The organism is Microbacterium jepli (assembly GCF_047237905.1).
Taxonomy (GTDB): Bacteria; Actinomycetota; Actinomycetes; order Actinomycetales; family Microbacteriaceae; genus Microbacterium.
Window position 1 is genome coordinate 24,932 of the sequence record NZ_JBDFLW010000006.1, and the last position, 19,702, is coordinate 44,633.

Genomic DNA, 19,702 nt, shown 5'->3' on the forward strand with positions numbered 1-19,702 from the left:
CGATTACCGGTAGGTACTTGTTCAACGATTACCGGTTCCTGTATAACAGACACCGGGCAGTTCGTTCAACGTTGAACTAGGAGAAGGATCGATGAAGACACAGCTATCGTCCGGGTCTCGCCGCACCCGTGGCATCCGAGCCGCCGTCATCGGAGCGGGCGTTCTCGCTCTGGCGCTGAGCGGCTGCGCAGGACAGGGGAGCGGGGGAGGCGGCAACGACGGCGCCGCCGACGCCGGCGGGAAGGTCTCGCTCACCTTCTGGAACGGATTCACCGGACCTGACGGCCCGGCCCTGCAGAAGGTGATCTCGGACTTCAACGCCTCGCAGGACGAGGTCGAGGTGACGGCGGAGATCATGCCGTGGGACACGCTCTACCAGAAAGTGCTCACCGCCGTGGCGGGCAACGACGGTCCCGACATCGTCGCCATGTCCGCGGGCAGGATGCCGCAGTTCGCCCAGCAGGGGATGTTCGCGCCGGTCGACGACTACTACAGCGACTCCGCGAACGACTCCGGCGCCCTCAACGAGGCCGCGATCAACGCCTCGGTGTTCGACGGCGTCAACTACGGCGTCCCGGTGAACTTCACGCCGATGATGATGTACTACAACAAGGACCTGTTCCAGGCCGCCGGGCTCGACCCCGACGCCCCGCCCACCACGTGGGACGAGTTCGCCGCGATGGTGCCCAAGCTGACGGTCGACGAGAACGGCGACGGAAAGCCGGAGCAGTACGCGACGGCGCTGGGCGACCACGAGACGGTCCCCGTCTTCATGTCCCTGCCCTGGGGAACGGGCGGCGGGATCGTCTCCGACGACGGCAAGACATCGATGCTCGGCGATCCGGCCACCCTCGACGCGCTCAACTTCTGGGTCGACCTCGTCAAGGACCAGAAGGCGTCGCCCCTCGGCCTGTCCGGCGCGGACGCAGACAAGCTGTTCCTCACGGGCAAGGCGGCCACCGAGATCGTCGGCCCGTGGATGACCACCGGATTCGACGAGGCGGGCCTGAACTACGGCATCGCCCCGCCGCCGGCCGGGCCCGACAGCGACGCCATCCTCGGCGACGTGGTGTCGATGGGCGTCACCGCCGGCGCCGACGACGCGACGAAGAAGGCCGCGTACAAATTCTTCGCGTACTGGAACTCAGCAGACGGCCAGATCACCTGGGCCAGCGGATCGGGTTTCCCGCCGAATCGCGCCGACGTCGCGGACAAGGTGACCGAGAGCCCCTACCCGGCGATCTTCGGCGCCGAGGATGTCGCGAGCCGGGCGAAGATCCTCCTGGCCGGCGTCGCCCCCGGCGGCACGATCGGCGAGACCATCTTCTGGCCGTCGCTGCAGAAGGCGCTGAACGGCGACGGCACGGTCGATTCCATCTTCCCCGCCGCCTCCGACGCGGTGCAGGCCGAGCTCGACAAGTGACACTCGTGCACGGACCGGGGCGGACGCTCCGGTCCGTGCCGACGAAGGAGATCGACCGATGACGGTGACCGATGTGCCGGTGGTCGCGCCGCGTGCCGCGAAGCCGAACCGAGGGCGTGGCAGGGGTCCCGCCACACGACGCCAGCTGACCGCCTGGCTGTTCCTCGCGCCGTCGCTGATCGTGCTGGTGGCCTTCACCCTGTATCCGATGGTGCAGGCGGTCTACCTGTCTTTCACCAATTACAACCTCATCAAGGCGGCGGACTTCATCGGCCTCGACAACTACGTCGAGCTGATGAACGACCCGGCCTTCTGGAACGCGTTCTGGAACACCGTCCTCTATGCGGTCGTCGTGACGCCGGTCACCGTGGTCCTCGCCCTGCTGTTCGCCGTGATGCTGAATCAAACCTTCTTCGGGCGCACCTTCGTCCGCACGGCGATCTTCCTGCCGTTCATCGTTTCGCTGGGGATCATCGCGATCGCGTGGTCGTTCCTCCTCGATCCCAACATCGGGCTCCTGTCCTATTGGCTCAGCGGTGTCGGCATCGTGACGGAGCAGGGCTGGCTCACCGACCCGAGATTCGCGATGCCGGCCGTCATGATGGTGGGCGTCTGGAAATTCGTGGGGTTCTACATGGTGATCTACCTCGCGGGCCTGCAGTCGATCCCCGGTGACCTGTACGAAGCGGCGAAGATCGACGGCACCACCGCGCTGCAGCGCTTCCGGCACGTCACCCTGCCGCTCCTGTCGAACCAGACACTCCTGGTCTCAGTGCTGGCCCTCATCGCGACGCTGCAGGCCTTCGACCAGATCTACGTGATGACACGCGGTGGGCCCTACTTCAAGACGGAGACGCTCGTCATGCTCATCTACCGTGAAGGCTTCCAAGAGCTGCGCTTCGGGTACGCCTCCGCCATCTCGTTCGTGCTGCTCATCTTCGTCTTCGTGCTCTCGATCGTGCAGTACGGGTGGCTTCGGCGCCGGGCGGTGACGTACTGATGACTGCGACACTGCCCCGCTCGACGACCGCCGTGACCGCGGTGGAGACGAAGGACCGCCGGCGGCGCACCATGTACCGCGCGACCCAGTGGCTGCTGGCGGTCGTCGCGATCCTCATCGCCCTCGGGATGCTGCTGCCGATCGTCTGGCTGACGCTGACAGCCTTCAAGCCCGAAGCCGACATCGTCACGTACCCGCCCACGCTGTGGCCGCGCGAGCTGACCCTCGAGCACTTCGTCGAGGTGTGGGAGCGGATCCCCTTCGCCCGGCTCTACGTCAACACGATCGTCTTCGCCGGCGGGGTGACCGTCATCTCGCTCTTCCTCGACTCGATGGCGGCCTACGCGCTCGCCCGCATCCCGTTCCGCGGGCGCGGCGTGGTGATGGTGCTCATCCTCGTGCTGCTGATGCTGCCGTTCCAGGTCACGCTGATCCCGCTCTACGACATGCTCAACGGTCTCGGGCTCACGAACACGCTGCCGGGCCTCATCATCCCGCGCATGACGAACGCATTCGGGATCTTCTTCCTCACGCAGTTCTTCCTGTCGCTTCCGCGAGACCTGGAGGAGGCCGCGCGTGTCGACGGGGCCTCCGAATGGCGCATCTACCGGCAGGTGATCCTCCCCCTCGCGCGGCCCGCGCTGCTCACCCTGGGGCTCTTCCACTTCCAGTACAACTGGAACGACCTGCTCTGGCCGCTCGTGATGTCGTCGAGCCTCGAATCCTCCACTCTTCCCGCCGGCCTCGCGCTGTTCATGGGACAGCACGTCGTCGAGTACGGCCTCCTCATGGCCGGATCGCTGCTGGCCCTCCTGCCGGTGATCGTCTTCTTCCTGCTGATCCAGCGCAGCTTCGTGGCCGGGATCGCGACGACAGGACTCAAATGACCCCGGATGCCGCGGCATCCGGCCACGACGAAAGGACCCCATGACGCGCTGGTTCGAGGAGACCCGCCTGCGCTTCGGCGTGGGCATCGAGGACACCTTCATCCCGCAGGTGCGACCCGGGCACCGCGCACTGGACGAGTACGAGCTCACGCAGCACTACTCCCACTGGCGGGAGGATCTCGATCTCGTCGCCGAATCCGGTGCCGAATTCGTGAGATGGGGCATTCCCTGGTATCTCGTGGAGCCGCAGCCCGGCGTGTTCGACTGGAGCTGGATCGACCAGGTCGCGGACCACATGGTCGAGCGCGGCATCCGCTGCGTCGTCGATCTGATGCACTACGGGACCCCCACGTGGCTCGACAACGCCTTCCTGAACTCCGCCTACCCGGAACGCGTCGCCGCGTACGGTCGCGCCGTCGCCGAGCGCTACCGCGGCGTGTGGGACGACTTCACGCCGCTCAACGAGCCGATCGTCAACGCCGAGTGGTGCGGAGAGATGGGGAAGTGGCCGCCTTACCTCGAGGGGATCGACGGTTTCCTCACGGTCGTGAAGGCGCTCGCGCGCGGTATGGTCCGCACCCAGCAGGAGATCGTGGCAGTCAATCCGGATGCCGTCTTCGTGCACGTCGACGCCGGGTTCCGGTACGAGGGGGAGACGGCTCCGCTGCCGCGCTCCGTACTCGAGGAGCGTCGCTTCATCGCCCTCGACCTCATCACCGGACGCGTCGACGATGCGCACCCGTTACGGTCCTGGCTCGGCGATCACGGCTATACCGAGCCTGAGCTGGCGTGGTTCCGCGACAACGCCGTGCAGCCCGACGTGCTGGGGGTGAACTACTACCCGGCGTTCACCACGATCAGCATGGATGAGAGCGGCGCGAAGTCGCCGGTGTGGGCCGGCACAGACGGCCTGCGCGATCTCGTGAGCCTGTACAGCTCGCGCTACGACCTGCCGATCGTCATCACCGAGACGTCCCTCGTCGGCACACCGGAGGAGAAGATCGCCTGGCTGGAGGATTCGGTGCGAGAGCTCGACGCCCTGAGGGCGGAGGGCGTGCCGATCGTCGGGTACACGTGGTTCCCGTTCCTGGACCTCGTCGACTGGCTGTACCGGTTCGACGAGGGACCCCTGGATGACTGGATGCTGGACTTCGGGCTCGTGACGCTGGTGCGCGGGGGCGATCAACAGCTCGACAGGCGGAAGAACGCGGCCTTCGCAGAGTTCCAGAATGTCGCGCGGAGAGCCTCGAACACTCGCCGGCAGTAGGCCGTCAGCGTCGGAGGCGCGCCCGCGTGCCGGCGATGCCGCGCAGCGAGGCACGCACGGGCTGACCGAGATAGATGCCCAGCGATGCGCCGACGGCGAGGCTGATGCCGATGGTCGCGGCGCCGGCGAGGGTGGTGAACCCCGTGAGCAGCAGGGCCGCGCTCTCGCCGGACTCCACGACGCCCAGCAGTCCGCGGAAGACGGCGGCACCCGGCACGAGCGGGAGGATCGCGGCGGTGGTGATGGCCACTGAGGGGACGTGCAGTCGGTAGGCGACCATGACGCCGGCGACGCTGCCGAGGAACGCGCCGACGCCGCTGGCCGCCGCCACCTCGAAGCCGAGCTGGGTCGCGAGCAGGTAGCCGAGCCAGGCGACGAGGCTCAGCGCTGCGCTGACGCCGATGATGCGGCCGCCGCCACCGTTGAAGATCGCCACCGACACGGCGATGAGCGCCGCGCCGAAGAACTGCAGCGGCACCGGGCCGAGGGGGAGCGCTTCGGTCGGGGGAGACATGGCGAACCCGAGGGTGCGGGCCGTCTCGAGCCCGGCGAGGATGCCGAGCACCACGCCCAGGGTGTTCGTCGTGAGCTCCAGGATGCGCCCGATCGCAGTCAGCGCGAAGCCGTCGATGGCGTCCTGCGCGGCGCCGACCACCGTGAGCCCGGCGAGCATCAGGACGACCCCCGAGGCGACGATCACCGACGGACGCACCTCGGCTGCGGCATCCCACCCCGTCTGTCGCAGCAGCGGCGTCGCCGCCGCGATCATCGTCAGCACGAAGGCGCCGGCGATCTGACTGAAGAAATAGGGGACGCGGGCGCGCGCGAGGGCGAACTGCGTGAGGGCGGCGACCGACGCGGCGAAGAAGGCGAGCGCGATCACCAGTCCGTTGCCGCCGAACATGATGGCGACGCCGACCGCCAGCAGGGCCTGGGAGAGCACGACCACGGCGGGCCGGTAGCGGAACGGCGTGCGGCGGATCTCCCGGCAGCGGGACAGCGCATCGCCGAGGTCGCGTCCCTGCTCGATCTCCGCGACCAGCGCCTGGAGGCGCTCGAGCCGCAGGTGGTCGGGCGCGGAGCCGCGCACGACGCGCAGCAGCGTGACGGGCGACGCGGCGCCCGTGCGGTGGTGCGCAGCGGTAATCGAGTTGTAGGTCACATCGACGTCGACCGGGTCGAGGCCATAGGCGGCCGCGACCCGGACGATCGTCGTCGTCACCGCGCTGGCGTTGGCTCCGGCCACGAGCATCGTCTCGCCGATGCGCATGGCCAGGTCGAGGATCGACACCGCGAGGCGGTCATCGATGACGGGGAGCGTGTCGGTGGAGGTGTCGGTCGTCGCACCCGTCCGGACGAAGCCGGACAGGGCCTGCAGAACGGTCCGCTCGCGCCGGCTCATGGTGACCTCCCGCGTTCGTGCACGACCCGCGCCTGACCCTTCCCGGCGCAAAAGCACGAGTCTAGCCGCGGGTGCCTGAGATCCTTCTCCGCGCGACCCGCTCGCTAGGGTGGATCGAATGACCTCGCCGGCCAATGCCCCCTCCGCCTCGACGACGACCCGGAAAAGGGCCGTCACCCCCTGGGTCTTCTGGCCCGCGGCGATCGTCGCCGTGTTCTTCAGCGTCTTCGCCCTCGCCGCCCCCGATGTGGCCGAGGCGGTCTTCGGCGCGGTGCAGACGAGCATCGTCAACGCCTTCAACTGGTACTACGTGCTGATCGCCGCGTTCTTCGTCGTCTTCGCCCTCGCGATGGGCTTCAGCAGATTCGGCGACATAAAACTCGGCGCCGATGATGACGAGCCCGAGTTCTCGCTCGGCGCCTGGTTCTCGCTTCTGTTCGCCGCCGGCATGGGCATCGGACTCGTCTTCTACGGGGTCAGCGAGCCGCTCAACCACTTCGCCGATCCGCGCCCCGGGCTCACCGGAACGCCGCAGCAGCTCGCGCAGTCCGCCCTGAGCCAGACCTACCTGCACTGGGGCGTGCAGGCGTGGTCGATCTACGTCGTGGTGGGCCTCGGCCTGGCCTACGCGATCCACCGCCGGAAGCGGCCGATCTCCATCCGCTGGACCCTCGAGCCGCTGCTCGGCAAGCGCGTACGCGGCGGCTGGGGCAATGCGATCGACGTCATCGCCCTCATCGGAACCCTGTTCGGGGTGGCGACCTCGCTCGGCCTGGGTGTGCTGCAGATCAGCGCGGGTCTCGACTTCGTCGGGCTGTTCACGCCGAGCCCCGGTGTACAGGTGGGCATCATCGCGGTCATCACCGTGTTCGTGCTGCTGTCGGTGCTGTCGGGGGTGACCAAGGGCATGAAGTGGCTGTCGACGACGAACCTCGTGCTGGCCGGCCTCCTCGTCGTCTACCTGCTGGTCTTCGGGCAGACCGAGTTCCTGCTGCGCGAGTGGGTGCAGTCGATCGGCAACTACGTGCAGAGCTTCGTCGGGCTGTCGTTCAACGTCAGCGCCTTCCAGGGCGAGGCGGGAGCGGCCTGGCAGGCCTCGTGGACGTCGTTCTACTGGGGCTGGTGGATCTCGTGGGCGCCCTTCGTGGGCATCTTCATCGCGCGCATCTCGCGCGGGCGCACGGTGCGGCAGTTCGTCCTCGGCGTGATCATCGTGCCGACGCTCATCACGATCCTCTGGTTCGCCGTGCTCGGCGGCTCCGCCCTGCAGCTCGAGCTCAGCAGGCCCGGCTCGCTCACCGGACCGGACGGCTCCGTCAACCTCGACACCGCCCTGTTCCGGATGCTCGACTTCGTGCCCGGCACCCAGGTGCTCACGGTCGGCGTGATCATCCTCATCGCCATCTTCTTCGTGACGTCGGCCGACTCGGGCGCGCTGGTGATGGGCATGATCGCGACCGGCGGTCAGCTCGAGCCCCCGCGCTGGGCGCGCATCTTCTTCACGCTGGCGACGTCGATGCTCGCCACGGCGCTGCTGCTCGCGGGCGGCCTGCAGGCCCTGCAGACCGCGGCCATCATCATCGCGCTCCCGTTCAGCATCATCATGCTGCTCATGTGCTGGTCGACCGTCGTCGCCTTCACCCGCGAGCGACGGGCGTATGACAAGGCCGCGCGCGGACAGCTCCTCGGGCAGATCGGCGAGCACTACGGGCTCGAGGTCGAGGCGCCGAACGACGCGGGCGCCCTGCACGAGCCCTCGTGGATGCGGCGGCTCGCCGGAAAGGTCCGTCGACGGGACGGGTAGACGGGGCGGAGGCGGCCGCGAGCCTCTGTTTCCCGTCGTGAACCCGACGGGAAGCGTGCCCGCAACCCCTCCTGCGCTACCGGATCGGCCGTCAAGATGAGCGCATGGCCAATGACGACACCCCCGGCGACGCGGGGAGAGATGTGTATGCGGGCATCCAGTCCGAGCGCGTCCGGCAGCTGAACGACATCGACGAGCCGGGCGACGGCGCGTACGTCCTCTACTGGATGCAGCAGTCGCAGCGCGCGGAGTTCAACCACGCCCTGGAGTACGCGGTGCACCGCGCGAACGAGCTCGAGCAGCCGCTGCTCGTCTGCTTCGGCATCACCGAGGACTACCCCGACGCGCAGGAGCGGCACTACTCCTTCATGCTCGAGGGGCTCGCCGACGTCGCGCAAGCGCTCAAGAAGCGGGACATCACCTTCGTCGCCCAGCGCGGCACGCCGGACGACGTCGCGGCGAAGCTGTCGAAGGACGCGTCGCTCGTCGTCACCGATCGCGGGTACCTCCGCATTCAGCGACAGTGGCGCGATCGCGTCGCGAAGGACGCGAACGTGCCCGTCGTGCAGGTCGAGAGCGACGTCGTCGTGCCGGTCGAGCTCGCGTCCGACAAGAAGGAGAGCGCGGCGCGGACCCTCCGCCCGAAGATCACGAAGCACCTGGAGCGCTTCCTCGTGCCGCTCCGTGCGACGACGGTGAAGAACACGAGCCTGGACAAGCAGATCACGGGGGAGGACCTCAGCGACGTCCCGAAGCTCCTCCAGAAGCTGTCCATCGCGCGCGACGTGCCCGCGGTGGCGATCTTCACGGGCGGCACGACCGCGGCGAAGAAGATGCTGCGGGCCTTCATCGAGGATTCGCTGCCGCACTACGCGGAGAATCGCAATCAGCCGCAGACGAACGACGTCTCGCACATGAGCAAGTACCTGCACTTCGGGCAGATCTCGCCGGTCCATCTCGCGCTCGAGGTGAAGAAGGCCGGTGGAGGCGAGAACGTCGACGGGTTCCTCGAGGAGCTCATCATCCGCCGCGAGCTGCCGCAGAACTACGTCTTCTACGAGCCGCACTACGACTCCTATCAGGGGCTGCCCGAATGGGCGCGCGAGACGCTGCAGAAGCACGCGAAGGACGAGCGCGAGCACGTCTACACCCGCGCCCAGCTCGAGAAGGGCGAGACGCACGACGAGTACTGGAACGCCGCCATGCGCGAGATGGTCGTCAGCGGCTACATGCACAACCACATGCGGATGTACTGGGGCAAGAAGATCATCGAGTGGTCGAAGACGCCCGAGACGGCCTATCGGACGGCGCTGTACCTCAACAACAAGTACTTCCTCGACGGGCGCGATCCGAACTCCTTCTCGAACATCGCGTGGCTCTTCGGCCAGCACGATCGTGGGTGGACGGAGCGCGACGTGTTCGGGACGGTGCGCTACATGAACGCCGCGGGCCTGGAGCGCAAGGCTGATCCGAAGGCGTACGTCGAGAAGGTCGAGAAGATCGCCGAGCAGGTCGAGTCGGAGGGCTGAGGCGTCCGGCCCGGCGATGCCCGTCGGCGCAGCGCACGGCTCAGCCGCGGCCGCGGCTCCGTCGGCGGAGAAGGGCGAGCAGCCCGCGCCAGCCCACGAGGAAGAGCAGCAGGACGGATGCTGCGACGATCACGAACGCGACCTGCACACCCTGTCCCGACACGGCGCGCAGCAGCATCCCGCCCGCGACGGTGATGGCCCAGACGGGCAGGCCGGTGCGGACGACGGCTAGCGGCGCCCGCCACGCGAGCGACAGCACCCAGCCCACGACGAGCGCGAGCAGGAACGGCCACGACGTGGTCCAGAGCCCGGCGAGGATGCCCTCGGTGTGGCTGGCGCGGCCGATCGCCGCGAAGACGACGATGAGCACGGCGTCGATCACGAACGCCGTCACCCTGCGGCGGACGACGACCGCGTCCGTCGTCCGGCGTGAGCCCGAGTCGGTCATACCGTCAGGCTAGCCGGGGCCGCGGCATCCGGCTCGTCACACCTGCAGCGGACGCGCGACGTCGAGGCGGTCGTGGTCGATCAGCCACCGGATCGACTCGAGGATCGCCGCCTCCGGCTCGTACCGCGGCGCGAAGCCGAGCACGCGGCGCGCCTTGTCGATGCTGAGGTGATGGTTGCGGAACAGGTGCCCCCAGCTCGCGTTCGCATGCCGTTCGGTGTTCTCGGCGCGGAACTGCTCCCACGAGATGGGCTCGAGCGTCGCCGCCTGACCGAACCAGGATGCCGCGAGCTCCGCGTAGCCGCGGACGCTCAGCGACGAGGGGGCGACGGCGTGGAAGTCCTCGCCCGCGGCGGCGTCGCGGTGCGCGACGGCGAGCTCGAACACCTGGGCGACGTCGTCGGCGTGCACGTGGTGCATGAGCTCGGAGCCGATGCCGGGGATCCGGAGCGTGCCCCCCTCCGACAGCGTGCGCCACACCGAGAGGTCGCCGTTGCCGAGCGGGCCGACCGGCGACCACCCCGGGCCGACGATGTGGCCCGGGTGCACGGAGGTCGTGACGAGGCCGCCGTCGGCGGTCTCGCGCTGCAGCATGCGGGCGATGGCCTCCTTCTGGATGCCGTACTCGTCGAACGGGGGCGTCCCCTGCCCCTCGTGGATCGGGGTCTTCAGCGCCGGACCGTAGCGCCACAGGGTTCCGCAGTGCACGAGGTGCTCGACGCGGCCGCGCAGCGCGTCCACGAGTGCGGTCGCGGACTCCAGCGTGAAGCAGAGGAGGTCGACGACGACCTCGGGATGCTGCGCCAGCACCGTCCGGCCGAACTCTCCCGCGGCATCCTGCTGCTCCCGGTCGGCCACGACCTGCGCGACGGCGCGCCACTCGGGGACGTCGACGTACGCGCTGCTCGACCCGCGCGTGATGTTCACGACATCGTGGCCGGCGCGCACGAGGCGCGGCACCAGGAACGAGCCGATGTGGCCGCTTCCGCCGATGACGACTATCCGCATGGGGTCCGCTCCGTCGTGTGCTCCATGCCCTCATCCTGCCGGTTCGGTCGGTACGGGCCGGTTCGGTTGACTCTTCGGGCGGGAATCATGGGCGGGATGCCGCGGCTCGCGTCAGGCGAAGGCGCCGGCAGTCGGGAATAGCCCGTGCGATTAGTTGTTGAGTCAAGTAATACCGCGGCATCCCGTCGCGCATCGAACGAAGGACTTCGGCATGACCGCCTCGCCCCTCGACTGGCGCCCTGCGCCCATCCGCACCCTCGGGGCGGCTGCCGACGCCACCCGCATGGACACCGTCGAGCTGCTCGTCGGCGACCTCGACGCTCAGACCGCGTTCTACCGCGACGCCGTCACGCTCGACGTGCTCGACCAGTCGGGCGCCCGCGCGACGCTCGGCCGCGACGGCATCCCGATCGTCACGCTGACCCACATGCCCGACCTCCCTCCGGTCGACCGGCACGCCGCCGGGCTGTACCACACGGCCATCGCGTTCCCCGATCGATCGGCGCTCGCCGCGGCGGTGCTGTCGATGGCGCAGCGTGCCGGCCACCTCTATCAGGGCGCCACCGACCACACCTTCAGCAACGCGTTCTACTTCAGCGACCCGGAGGGCAACGGCATCGAGCTGTACTGGGACCGTCCGGTGGAGATCTGGCAGAACAAGCCCGAGGGGTGGATGCCGACCAACACCGCCATCGATCCGAACGCGTTCCTGCGCACCCACCTCGACCCGAACCGGACCGCGGACGACGCCGCGACGGTGGGGCACGTGCACCTGCAGGTCGGCGACATCGCCGCCGCGCGCCGCTTCTACGTCGACATGCTCGGCTTCGACGTGATCATGGACCTCGGCTCCGCCCTGTTCATCTCGGCCGGCGGTTATCACCACCACATCGGACTGAACACATGGCACAGCGCCGGCGCCGGACCGCGGGCGGTGTCGCTCGGGCTCGGCGACGTGAGGCTGCGCATGCCGGAGCGTGGCGACATCCTCTCGCTCGCCGACCGCGCCCGCCACCACGGCGTCTCGACCGAGGACGACGGCAGCGCGCTGCGCCTGCGCGACCCGTGGGGCACGCTCCTGACCGTCGCTCCCGAGGGGGTCGCGGCGTGAGCGGGGTCGCCGACGACCGGGGCACGCTGCCATCGCCGGTTCCGGCCGGTTCGGTGGATCCGGCCCGTCCGGCAGACGCGACCGATTCGGCCGGTGCGGTGCCGGAGGCGGAGATCCGCACCACGGTGACGGTGCCCCTGCGCTTCGCGGACGGCTTCCGCGCGGAGGCGCGGGTGTCGACGTTCCGCCACCTCGTCGACGGCGCCGAGCACCTGCTGCTGAGCTTCGGCGGGGGAGCGGATGCCACCGCCTCCGATCTCGCGCCGGCACCGCTCGTGCGGCTGCACAGCGAGTGCCTGACCGGCGACGTCTTCGGCTCCGAGCGCTGCGACTGCGGACCCCAGCTGCGCGAAGCCGTCGAGCGCCTGTCCATCGCGGGCGGCGCGCTGCTCTACCTGCGTCAGGAGGGGCGCGGGATCGGCCTCTACGCGAAGCTCGACGCCTACGCGCTGCAGGATCAGGGTCTCGACACGTACGAGGCCAACGCCGCGCTGGGCCGGGGCGAGGACGAGCGGGACTACACCGCCGCCGTGCAGATGCTGCGTGCCACCGGCATCCATCGTCTGCGGCTCCTCACGAACAACCCCGACAAGGCTGCGCAGCTGGCCGGGCACGGCATCGCGGTCGAGGAGGTGGTGCCGACGGGCGTTTACCTCACCGCGGCGAACGCGCGCTATCTGCAGGCCAAGCGCGACCACACCGGGCACCTGCTCGACTTGACGGCGGCGTGATGTATCCCGTTCCGCGGATGTCGCCGGCCGAGGGCGAGGCGTGGCTCGGGCTGATCCGCGTGTGCGAGCTGCTGCCGAGCGAACTCGATTCGCAGCTGCAGCGCGACGCGGGCATGACGCACTACGAGTTCGCCGTGCTGACGTTCCTCCGGTGGGCGCCCGAGTCCTCCGCGTCGATGAGCGAGATCGCGGAGGCGACCAGCGGCAGCCTGTCGCGGCTGTCGCACGTGTGCTCGAGATTGGAGCGGCGCGGGCTGATCGCGCGCTCCCCCTCACCCGAGGATCGCCGTGTGACCACCGTCGTGCTGACGGGCGAGGGGCGGCGGGCGCTGATCCGCGCGATCCCCGGTCACATCGAGACCGCCCGCCGGCTCGTCGTGGATGCGCTGTCGGAGGAGGATCTCGCGCATCTCGCCCGCATCACCGCCCTGCTGGTCGCACAGCTCGACCCCGAGAGCCGTTTCGGCTCACCGCGCTGAGCGCAGATCGCTGCGGGCGGCGCGTAGGGCGCTGCCCGCGGCATCCGCTCGGCTCTTCACGTGACGCTCGCTACGGAAATCGGTGTCGCCGCGCCCGTTCACCTGACGCTCGCTGCGGGAATACGCCGGCGGTGACAGCAGCACGTGTCAGGTGAGGGCGATCGGATGCTGCGCCGGCTCGCCGCGCTGCGCACAGGGCAGCGCGGGTCAGCCCCGGCGCAGGTCAACGCGGAACGACCGGACCCAAGCGGCGACGGACCGCGATCGTCGTCACGGCGATGATGACCAGGCCCGACACGAGGGCGACCGACAGCGCGCCGAAGCCCGCCACGGCCGTCGAGATCGTCGCGCCGACGAGGGCGTAGGAGGCGATGGCGGCGTACCAGATCGATCCGCGCGAGACGACGAGGAACAGCACCGCGGTACCGGCGGCCGCGGCGATCACGAGGATCTGCCACGTCGTGCCCCAGCCGCCCTCGATCGGTGCGCCCGAGCCCTGCACGACCGTGGCCACGTTGACGAAGAACGCCATCGAGGTCCAGCCGGCGTAGACGCCCTGCGAGAGGTACAGCGCGACGCGGTCGATCCGCCGCCAGCCGGCGATCTCCTCGCGGCCCTGCGAGATGCGCGCCCACGCCACGAGGTTCGCCCCGACGATCAGCACGAAGACGACCAGCGTGAGCGGCGACTGCTGACCGACCGCGGCGGCGGAGAGCCAGAGGAAGAATCCGACGTAGAGGGCGGAGTTGGGCGCGACGAGCCGGTCGCGCAGAGGGGAGTCCTGCACGCTCGGACGCGCCTGCAGCAGAGACCAGAAGATGCTCGCGACGATGATGAGTCCCCAGATGCTGAACATCGGCCCGGGCGGCACGATGGGGGAGAAGTCCGCCCCGCCCTGCAGCTCGGTGGGCGACAGCAGGTCGAACGCCAGGGACGACACCGGCTGGCCGATCGCCAGGATCAGCACCAGCAGTCGGCCTGCCGAGATGCGCCGGCTCGTGGCCGATCCTCGTGCGCGGGTCATCGTGGTCATGGGACACCTCCGTGAGTGCGAGCCGTGCGAGTGGACGGCACCTTTCTCAGAGATTCGTCCCGCACGGCCTTCGCGGATGCACCTTGCGCGAAAGCGGATGCCGCGCTACGCGGTCGCCGACCTCAGCGCGTCGACGTCGCGCGGCTACGGCAGGATCGCGTCGACGTAGCCGCCGTCGACCCGCACCGCGCCGCCCGTCGTGGCCGACGCCAGCGGTGAGGCGAGGTAGACCACCATGTTCGCGATCTCCTCGGGCTCGATGAGCCGCTGGAGCAGCGACTGCGGGCGGTGGCTGCGCATGAACTCGCGCTGCGCCTCGTCCCACGGCAGATCGCGATCGACCAGCTCGTAGACGAAGTCCTCGACGCCGCCGGTGTGCGTCGGGCCGGCGATCACCGAGTTGACCGTGACGCCCGTGCCCGCGGCGGCCTTGGCGAAACCGCGCGAGACGCCGAGAAGCGCCGTCTTGGAGACGCCGTAGTGGATCATCTCCGCCGGGATCACGACGGCCGAATCGCTCGCGATGTTCAGCACGCGGCCCCATCCGCGCCCCATCATCCCGGGCAGCAGGAGGCGGGTCAGCCGCACGGCGGCCAGCACGTTGACGTCGAAGTACCGCCGCCACTCCTCATCGCCGATCTCCAGCGCCGGCGTCGCACCGAAGATGCCGAGGTTGTTGACCAGCACGTCGACGTCGCCGGCCTCGTCCACGAGCCGCTGCGCGCCGTCCTCCGTCGTGACGTCGGCGGCGACGGAGAGGATGGATGCCGTGGCCACCTCCTCGCGGATGCGCCGGGCCGCAGCATCCGCCGTCTCCTCGGAGCGCCCGTTGACGACGACGCGCGCTCCGGCCGCGGCCAGTCCACGGGCGATGGCGAAGCCGATGCCCGCCGTGGAGCCGGTGACGACGGCCGTCCGGCCGGAGAGATCGATCTGCATGCCAGCCATGCTGGCACGGCGCGCGGGGGGAGGTCCCGGGGCTTGCGGCGTCCAATCGCCGCCGCGGCGTGTGCACAACACAGGCGATCCGGGATCAGGCGGCAGCGCTATGCCCGGAAAGTCGCGGCTCGTCCAGTGAGCGGTGGGCGATCTGCCTGCGTTGTGCACAGCGGCCGGCGACGACCAGGTGCGAAGCACGGGGCTCGCGGTGTGCTCGTGGACGGCTCGCGTCACCGCGAAACATCGCAACATGCCGTCGCCGGGGAATGTGGAACGGCGTTTCGCGGAAAGGGGTGGCGGGCGCGGCGCCGCGGAGGGGGCGAGCGGGGCGCCGCGGCGCGAGCGGGTCAGTGCGCGCGGATGAGGTCGCCGTCCCAGTCGTAGCGCGTGGCGAGGCCGGCGCGGGCGCTGATGGTACGCACGTACTCCAGGATCTGCTCGCCGCGGGCGTCGCGGCCGTGGGGGACGGGGCGGCCGTCGTCCTCGATCCAGCAGGGGACGAAGGATGCGGCGACCTCGTCTCCGACCTCCAGCCGGGCGATCATCGTGTGCCGGCTCTCGGGGTGGAAGGGATACGCGGGCATCGCCGGATCGGGCACGAAGCCGAACATCTCGGCGCGGCCGGCGGCCCAGGTCGCGGCCTCCGCGGACGACTTGTGCGACGGCGTGAGGGCGTCGGTCACCGTGACGAAGTTGCCCAGGCCGTGGAAGATCGGCCGCCCCCGGTGGAGCTCCACCCCCCGGCCGATGTGCGCATGATGGCCGATGACGGCGTGCGCCCCGGCGTCGATCGCGGCATGGGCGACCTCGGTCTCGTAGTCCGCCAGCCGTGCGGGCATGTGGACGAGACCCTTGTGCAGGGCGACGACGAGGACGTCGGTCTCGGCCGCGGCCGCGGCGACATCGTCGCGGAAGGCCTGCAGCGAGGCGGGGTCGCAGAAGGTGCGCACGCGCGGCGGACCGCCGGGGTTCGCATTGCGCATCTCGTAGTGGGTGAGCACGTCGACGTACGCGCAGCCGGCCTTGCGGCTCGTCGCCCACGACTCGCGGGGCCCGACGCAGTTATAGCTGATCACGCCCACCCGGCGCCCGGCGATCTCCCGCACGGCGGGCTGCTTCGCGGCGGCGAGGTCCGCGCCGGCGCCGGTCGCGGCCATGCCGACGCGGGCGGCCGCGGCGATCGTGTCGGCGATTCCGCTCGCACCGGAGTCGTAGATGTGGTTGCCGGCGAGCGTGACCACGCCGAAGCCGGCGTCCGCGACGGCGGCGAGGTGACGCGGGTCGGCGGGCGGCGCGGGCACGTCGACGCTCGTCACCTCGGTCGTCGTCGAGTGCGGCACCTCGATGTGGCCGATCGCGAGATCGGCGGCCCGGAGGTGCGCCGACACATCGCGGAAGAAGCGTCCGGGCTCCGGCTGGTCGACGATCAGGTCGCCGACGGCCGCGATGACGAGAGGCTGCGCGGTCACGTCACACGCCCGCTTCCGGTGACGGAACCAGGGACGCGTCGGACTCATCCGCCGCCGTCTCCCATCGCCCCGGCGCCGACTCGATCAGCTCGCCCGCGTCGTCAGCGAGCAGCATCCGTTCGGCCAGCAGCGCATCCGTCGCCGCGGTGAACGCCTCGCGGTAGGCCTCGGCCGATGGGAACCGCCGACGCACCTCGGCCGGGGCGAGCGGCGTCATGGTCCCCGTGAGGCGCGCCGCGAATCCGGCGTCCGCCATCGGCGTCCAGTCGGGTCCCGACCCCTTCGCGGCGGGCGTGCCGTGCGGGGCGTATGCCGCGAGGGCGGCCTCGATCCACGGGGTGCGGATGCCGCCGAGCACGTTTCCATCGGCGTCGCGCCGCAGCATCCGCTCCTCCGGCACGTCGCCCGTCTCGTAGGAGAAACGGGCAGCGCGAGGTGCGGGACGACCGTCGATCGCGTCGACGAGCCGGTCGAAGAGGGCGCGCACCACGAGGTCCGAGCGGGCATCGGTGAGCGCCTCCCGCATCGGCACGCCCGTGTCGGCGTGGCCGGCCGCGGCGAGCGTGCGTGCGTTGGTGGCGTGGCGGCCGGGCCAGTCCTCGATGTGGGCGGCGCCGGCCAGCTGGTAGAGCCGGTAGGTGTCGGCCGGGTCGTCGGAGTCGTCGCGCAGCTGCGCGCGATGCGTCTCGGACTCGGTCTCGCTGAGGATCTCGAAGACCGGCACACCCACGTCGCGCACCGTCCGCCGGGGGTCCGCGAGGTCGACCGTCGCGGCATCCGGGGTCAGGGGCGGATACCCGGCGGGCCCGGCCCCGCCCGACGAGATGACGATCGCGACGCCGTCGACGAGTCCGCCGCGGGCGGTCGCGAAGCCCTCCTGCGCGAAGACCCGGCAGACGCTGCCGGTCGCCGACCAGCCCGAGAGCACGATGCGCCGGGTCTCGAGCGCGCCGAGCGCGTTCTCGCGGACGGCGGCGAGCGCGTCGGACAGTACGTCCCACTCCGTGCCGAGCCCCGGCACGAGCAGCCGCCCGTAACGGTCGGGGTCGAGCTGGTCGCGCATCAGCCGCGCGACGTCGGGGAACACCGTCACCCCGACCCACGCGTCACCACGGCGGATGAGGTGCGGCGCGAGCGCGTCCCACGTGAGACCCGCGTCGCGATGCGGATGCAGCGGCTCGACGTGCGTCACCCCGGTGGCATCGCGGAGCGACGAAGGCCGTCGCACCAGCACGCGGGTGCGATACGGGATGCCGCTCTCCCGCCGCCGCGGAGCGCCCGGGTCGCCCGTCTCCCACGTGCCCGCCGCGCCGGACAGCAGGAACTCCTCCTCGACGTAGCGGGCGCCGTCGAGATCGACGGTGAGGTCGGAGAGGGCGGGGACATCGGCGCCGGATGACGCGAGAGCGGTGCCGAACGGCGCTCGCGCACCGTCGAGGGACGTGACGGACCAGGCAGAGGGTTTCATCGGCGAAGCCTTCCGGGAAGGGTTGTGAATCATCAGTCTACTTGATAAGTTTCCGGATCGAGGGTGTCGACGAGTGACCCCTGACCCTTGCAAAGGAGCAACGAATGTCACACCGACGCCCTGCTGCGGCGCTGCTCGCCATCGCCGCGGTCACCGCGCTGACGATGTCCGGCTGTGCCGCCTCGACCGATGCCGCCACCTCTGAGGGAGGCCGCGGCGACAAACTCGCCCTCCAGTTCACCGGCATCCCCATCAGCCTCAACCCCGCACTCGCCGGCGGCGGCGGCAGCGTCGTCTACACGGCGCTCGCCTACGACCCGCTCATCTACTTGAGCGGTGACGGCGACCTCGTGCCCAGTCTGGCGACCGATTGGTCGTTCCGCGACGCCGACAACACCCAGCTCGAGCTCACCATCCGCGACGGCGTGACCTTCCAGGACGGCGCCGAGCTCGACGCGCAGGCCGTGGCCGACTCGATGAACTACTTCATGGGCGCCGGCGGCGGTCAGGTCCCCACCGTCGGGCCGATCGACACGATCACCGCGGAGGACGACGACACCGTGCTCGTCACCTACTCCACCCCGTATCCCGCCGGGCCGTCCAAGCTCACGCAGCTGAACCAGCTCGGCCTCATCATCGGGCCCGAGGGCGTGAAGAACCCCGAGTCGCTCCTGACGACGATGGACGGCACCGGTCAGTACCGCTACAACCCCGACACGTCCGTCGCCGAATCCAGCTACGTCTACGACCGCTGGGACGGCTACTGGAACACCGACGCGCAGAAGTACGACCAGATCTCCATCCAGGTGATCGGCGACCCCAACGCGGTCATCTCCGCGGCCACGACCGGCCAGGTGCAGTTCGCCGGCGGCGGGGCCGACACGGCGGAGGCCGCCACGGCGGCGGGTCTGAACCTGCTGTCCGCGCCGTACTTCAACTACGGCCTCATCGTGCTCGACCGCGACGGGACCATCGTGCCCGCGCTGGGCGACGAGAAGGTGCGCCAGGCGATGGGCTACGCGATCGACCGCGACGCCATCGTCTCGGCCCGCGGCGGCGACGAGTTCGCCACCGCGCTCTCCCAGCTGACGACCGACCAGGAGATCGGCCACGTCGCCGCCGCCGGGTTCGACTACGACCTCGACGCGGCCAAGAAGCTGATGGCCGAGTCGGGCTACCCCGACGGCTTCTCCATGACGCTCCTGTCCGAGACGCCGCTGGACAACCAGTCGCTCATCACGCAGACCGCGATCGCCCACCTGGGCGAGATCGGCGTGAACGTCACGCTCGACGTCGCCAGCGCCATCCCCGACTTCATCGGCAAGGCCGGCAGCAAGCAGTACCCCGCCATCATCTGGCCGATCGTCGGCGACGTCGCGTCGGACTACTCGCAGACCTTCACCGGCCCCGGCTTCACGAACGCCTTCGGCGTCACCGATCCCGAGCTGGCGGAGCTCACGCAGGCCGCGATCCTGGCGACCGGAGACGACAAGGATGCTGCGGAGCAGGCCGTCACCGAGCGGTCCAACGAGCTGGCGTGGTTCCTGCCGCTGATCGCGACGAACAACGTGTACTACATCTCGCCGGACGTGCAGAACGTGCGCGTCTCCACGCTGAACCCGAACCCGATCCCGGTCGCGCCCTCCGCCGACCTGGCCTGGTCCCCGGCATCCTGATGACGTCCGGGCCGCACCGAAGGGAGAT

The 19,702-nt window shown here is 69.9% G+C and carries 17 protein-coding genes; 10 read left to right on the plus strand and 7 right to left on the minus strand.

Going from position 1 to position 19,702, the window contains the following annotated elements:
• Positions 1-91 precede the first annotated feature (91 nt).
• From ABC304_RS17970 to ABC304_RS17985, 4 genes are read left to right on the plus strand one after another with little or no spacing between them, the layout of a single operon-like run.
• Positions 92-1,423 (plus strand): ABC transporter substrate-binding protein, encoded by a 1,332-nt coding sequence (locus ABC304_RS17970; protein WP_412933050.1) that lies wholly within the window; start codon positions 92-94, stop codon positions 1,421-1,423.
• 58 nt (positions 1,424-1,481) lie between these two features.
• Positions 1,482-2,423 carry a carbohydrate ABC transporter permease gene (locus tag ABC304_RS17975; protein ID WP_412933052.1) on the plus strand — a complete coding sequence of 314 codons (942 nt, stop codon included), beginning with the start codon at positions 1,482-1,484 and terminating at the stop codon, positions 2,421-2,423.
• Positions 2,423-3,310: a carbohydrate ABC transporter permease gene (locus tag ABC304_RS17980; RefSeq protein WP_412933054.1), complete on the plus strand. Its 888-nt coding sequence runs from the start codon at positions 2,423-2,425 to the stop codon at positions 3,308-3,310. The genes ABC304_RS17975 and ABC304_RS17980 overlap by 1 nt, the downstream gene beginning before the upstream one ends.
• A gap of 40 nt (positions 3,311-3,350) precedes the next feature.
• Complete coding sequence (locus tag ABC304_RS17985; protein ID WP_412933056.1) at positions 3,351-4,577, plus strand: family 1 glycosylhydrolase; 1,227 nt, start codon at positions 3,351-3,353, stop codon at positions 4,575-4,577.
• A gap of 4 nt (positions 4,578-4,581) precedes the next feature.
• Here ABC304_RS17985 and ABC304_RS17990 read toward each other — a convergent pair whose 3' ends face one another.
• Positions 4,582-5,979: a threonine/serine exporter family protein gene (locus ABC304_RS17990; RefSeq protein ID WP_412933058.1), complete on the minus strand. Its 1,398-nt coding sequence runs from the start codon at positions 5,977-5,979 to the stop codon at positions 4,582-4,584.
• A 118-nt stretch (positions 5,980-6,097) separates the two neighbouring features.
• Here ABC304_RS17990 and ABC304_RS17995 point away from each other — a divergent pair, with 118 nt between their 5' ends.
• Both ABC304_RS17995 and phrB read left to right on the plus strand, forming a co-directional pair.
• A complete protein-coding gene (locus tag ABC304_RS17995) occupies positions 6,098-7,783 on the plus strand; it encodes a BCCT family transporter (RefSeq protein WP_412933060.1) in 1,686 nt (561 codons plus the stop codon).
• A gap of 104 nt (positions 7,784-7,887) precedes the next feature.
• Positions 7,888-9,312, plus strand: coding sequence for a deoxyribodipyrimidine photo-lyase (phrB, locus tag ABC304_RS18000; protein WP_412933062.1), 1,425 nt, complete (start codon positions 7,888-7,890; stop codon positions 9,310-9,312).
• A 40-nt stretch (positions 9,313-9,352) separates the two neighbouring features.
• On the opposite strand, the gene ABC304_RS18005 is transcribed toward phrB, so the two are convergent.
• Entirely contained in the window at positions 9,353-9,760 is a 408-nt protein-coding gene (locus ABC304_RS18005; protein ID WP_412933063.1) for a DUF3054 domain-containing protein, read from the minus strand.
• A gap of 36 nt (positions 9,761-9,796) precedes the next feature.
• Entirely contained in the window at positions 9,797-10,768 is a 972-nt protein-coding gene (locus ABC304_RS18010) for an NAD-dependent epimerase/dehydratase family protein (protein WP_412933064.1), read from the minus strand.
• A 211-nt stretch (positions 10,769-10,979) separates the two neighbouring features.
• Here ABC304_RS18010 and ABC304_RS18015 point away from each other — a divergent pair, with 211 nt between their 5' ends.
• From ABC304_RS18015 to ABC304_RS18025, 3 genes are all read left to right on the plus strand, one after another.
• Positions 10,980-11,879, plus strand: coding sequence for a VOC family protein (locus ABC304_RS18015; protein ID WP_412933066.1), 900 nt, complete (start codon positions 10,980-10,982; stop codon positions 11,877-11,879).
• A 131-nt stretch (positions 11,880-12,010) separates the two neighbouring features.
• Positions 12,011-12,610, plus strand: a complete 600-nt coding sequence (locus ABC304_RS18020; RefSeq protein ID WP_412933101.1) for a GTP cyclohydrolase II — start codon at positions 12,011-12,013, stop codon at positions 12,608-12,610.
• On the plus strand, positions 12,610-13,089 hold the full coding sequence (locus tag ABC304_RS18025; RefSeq protein WP_412933103.1) for a MarR family winged helix-turn-helix transcriptional regulator: 480 nt from the start codon (positions 12,610-12,612) through the stop codon (positions 13,087-13,089). The genes ABC304_RS18020 and ABC304_RS18025 overlap by 1 nt, the downstream gene beginning before the upstream one ends.
• A 223-nt stretch (positions 13,090-13,312) precedes the next feature.
• Here ABC304_RS18025 and ABC304_RS18030 read toward each other — a convergent pair whose 3' ends face one another.
• The 4 genes from ABC304_RS18030 to ABC304_RS18045 all read right to left on the minus strand — a co-directional run bounded on the left by ABC304_RS18030 (position 13,313) and on the right by ABC304_RS18045 (position 17,998).
• Complete coding sequence (locus tag ABC304_RS18030; RefSeq protein WP_412933068.1) at positions 13,313-14,122, minus strand: hypothetical protein; 810 nt, start codon at positions 14,120-14,122, stop codon at positions 13,313-13,315.
• A gap of 144 nt (positions 14,123-14,266) precedes the next feature.
• Positions 14,267-15,061, minus strand: coding sequence for an SDR family NAD(P)-dependent oxidoreductase (locus ABC304_RS18035; RefSeq protein WP_412933070.1), 795 nt, complete (start codon positions 15,059-15,061; stop codon positions 14,267-14,269).
• Positions 15,062-15,408: 347 nt separating this feature from the next.
• Positions 15,409-16,530 carry a CapA family protein gene (locus tag ABC304_RS18040; RefSeq protein ID WP_412933072.1) on the minus strand — a complete coding sequence of 374 codons (1,122 nt, stop codon included), beginning with the start codon at positions 16,528-16,530 and terminating at the stop codon, positions 15,409-15,411.
• Between the two features lies 1 nt (position 16,531).
• A complete protein-coding gene (locus ABC304_RS18045) occupies positions 16,532-17,998 on the minus strand; it encodes an alpha/beta hydrolase domain-containing protein (protein WP_412933073.1) in 1,467 nt (488 codons plus the stop codon).
• Positions 17,999-18,102: 104 nt separating this feature from the next.
• On the opposite strand from ABC304_RS18045, the gene ABC304_RS18050 reads away from it, so the two are divergent.
• Entirely contained in the window at positions 18,103-19,674 is a 1,572-nt protein-coding gene (locus tag ABC304_RS18050; RefSeq protein ID WP_412933075.1) for an ABC transporter substrate-binding protein, read from the plus strand.
• Positions 19,675-19,702: the final 28 nt, after the last annotated feature.

Coding starts and splice junctions, on each gene's coding strand:
- ABC304_RS17970 (WP_412933050.1), top strand. CDS start 92: ATGAAGACACAGCTATCGTCCGGGTCTCGCCGCACCCGTGGCATCCGA.
- ABC304_RS17975 (WP_412933052.1), top strand. CDS start 1,482: ATGACGGTGACCGATGTGCCGGTGGTCGCGCCGCGTGCCGCGAAGCCG.
- ABC304_RS17980 (WP_412933054.1), top strand. CDS start 2,423: ATGACTGCGACACTGCCCCGCTCGACGACCGCCGTGACCGCGGTGGAG.
- ABC304_RS17985 (WP_412933056.1), top strand. CDS start 3,351: ATGACGCGCTGGTTCGAGGAGACCCGCCTGCGCTTCGGCGTGGGCATC.
- ABC304_RS17990 (WP_412933058.1), bottom strand. CDS start 5,979: ATGAGCCGGCGCGAGCGGACCGTTCTGCAGGCCCTGTCCGGCTTCGTC.
- ABC304_RS17995 (WP_412933060.1), top strand. CDS start 6,098: ATGACCTCGCCGGCCAATGCCCCCTCCGCCTCGACGACGACCCGGAAA.
- phrB (WP_412933062.1), top strand. CDS start 7,888: ATGGCCAATGACGACACCCCCGGCGACGCGGGGAGAGATGTGTATGCG.
- ABC304_RS18005 (WP_412933063.1), bottom strand. CDS start 9,760: ATGACCGACTCGGGCTCACGCCGGACGACGGACGCGGTCGTCGTCCGC.
- ABC304_RS18010 (WP_412933064.1), bottom strand. CDS start 10,768: ATGCGGATAGTCGTCATCGGCGGAAGCGGCCACATCGGCTCGTTCCTG.
- ABC304_RS18015 (WP_412933066.1), top strand. CDS start 10,980: ATGACCGCCTCGCCCCTCGACTGGCGCCCTGCGCCCATCCGCACCCTC.
- ABC304_RS18025 (WP_412933103.1), top strand. CDS start 12,610: ATGTATCCCGTTCCGCGGATGTCGCCGGCCGAGGGCGAGGCGTGGCTC.
- ABC304_RS18030 (WP_412933068.1), bottom strand. CDS start 14,122: ATGACCACGATGACCCGCGCACGAGGATCGGCCACGAGCCGGCGCATC.
- ABC304_RS18035 (WP_412933070.1), bottom strand. CDS start 15,061: ATGCAGATCGATCTCTCCGGCCGGACGGCCGTCGTCACCGGCTCCACG.
- ABC304_RS18045 (WP_412933073.1), bottom strand. CDS start 17,998: ATGAAACCCTCTGCCTGGTCCGTCACGTCCCTCGACGGTGCGCGAGCG.
- ABC304_RS18050 (WP_412933075.1), top strand. CDS start 18,103: ATGTCACACCGACGCCCTGCTGCGGCGCTGCTCGCCATCGCCGCGGTC.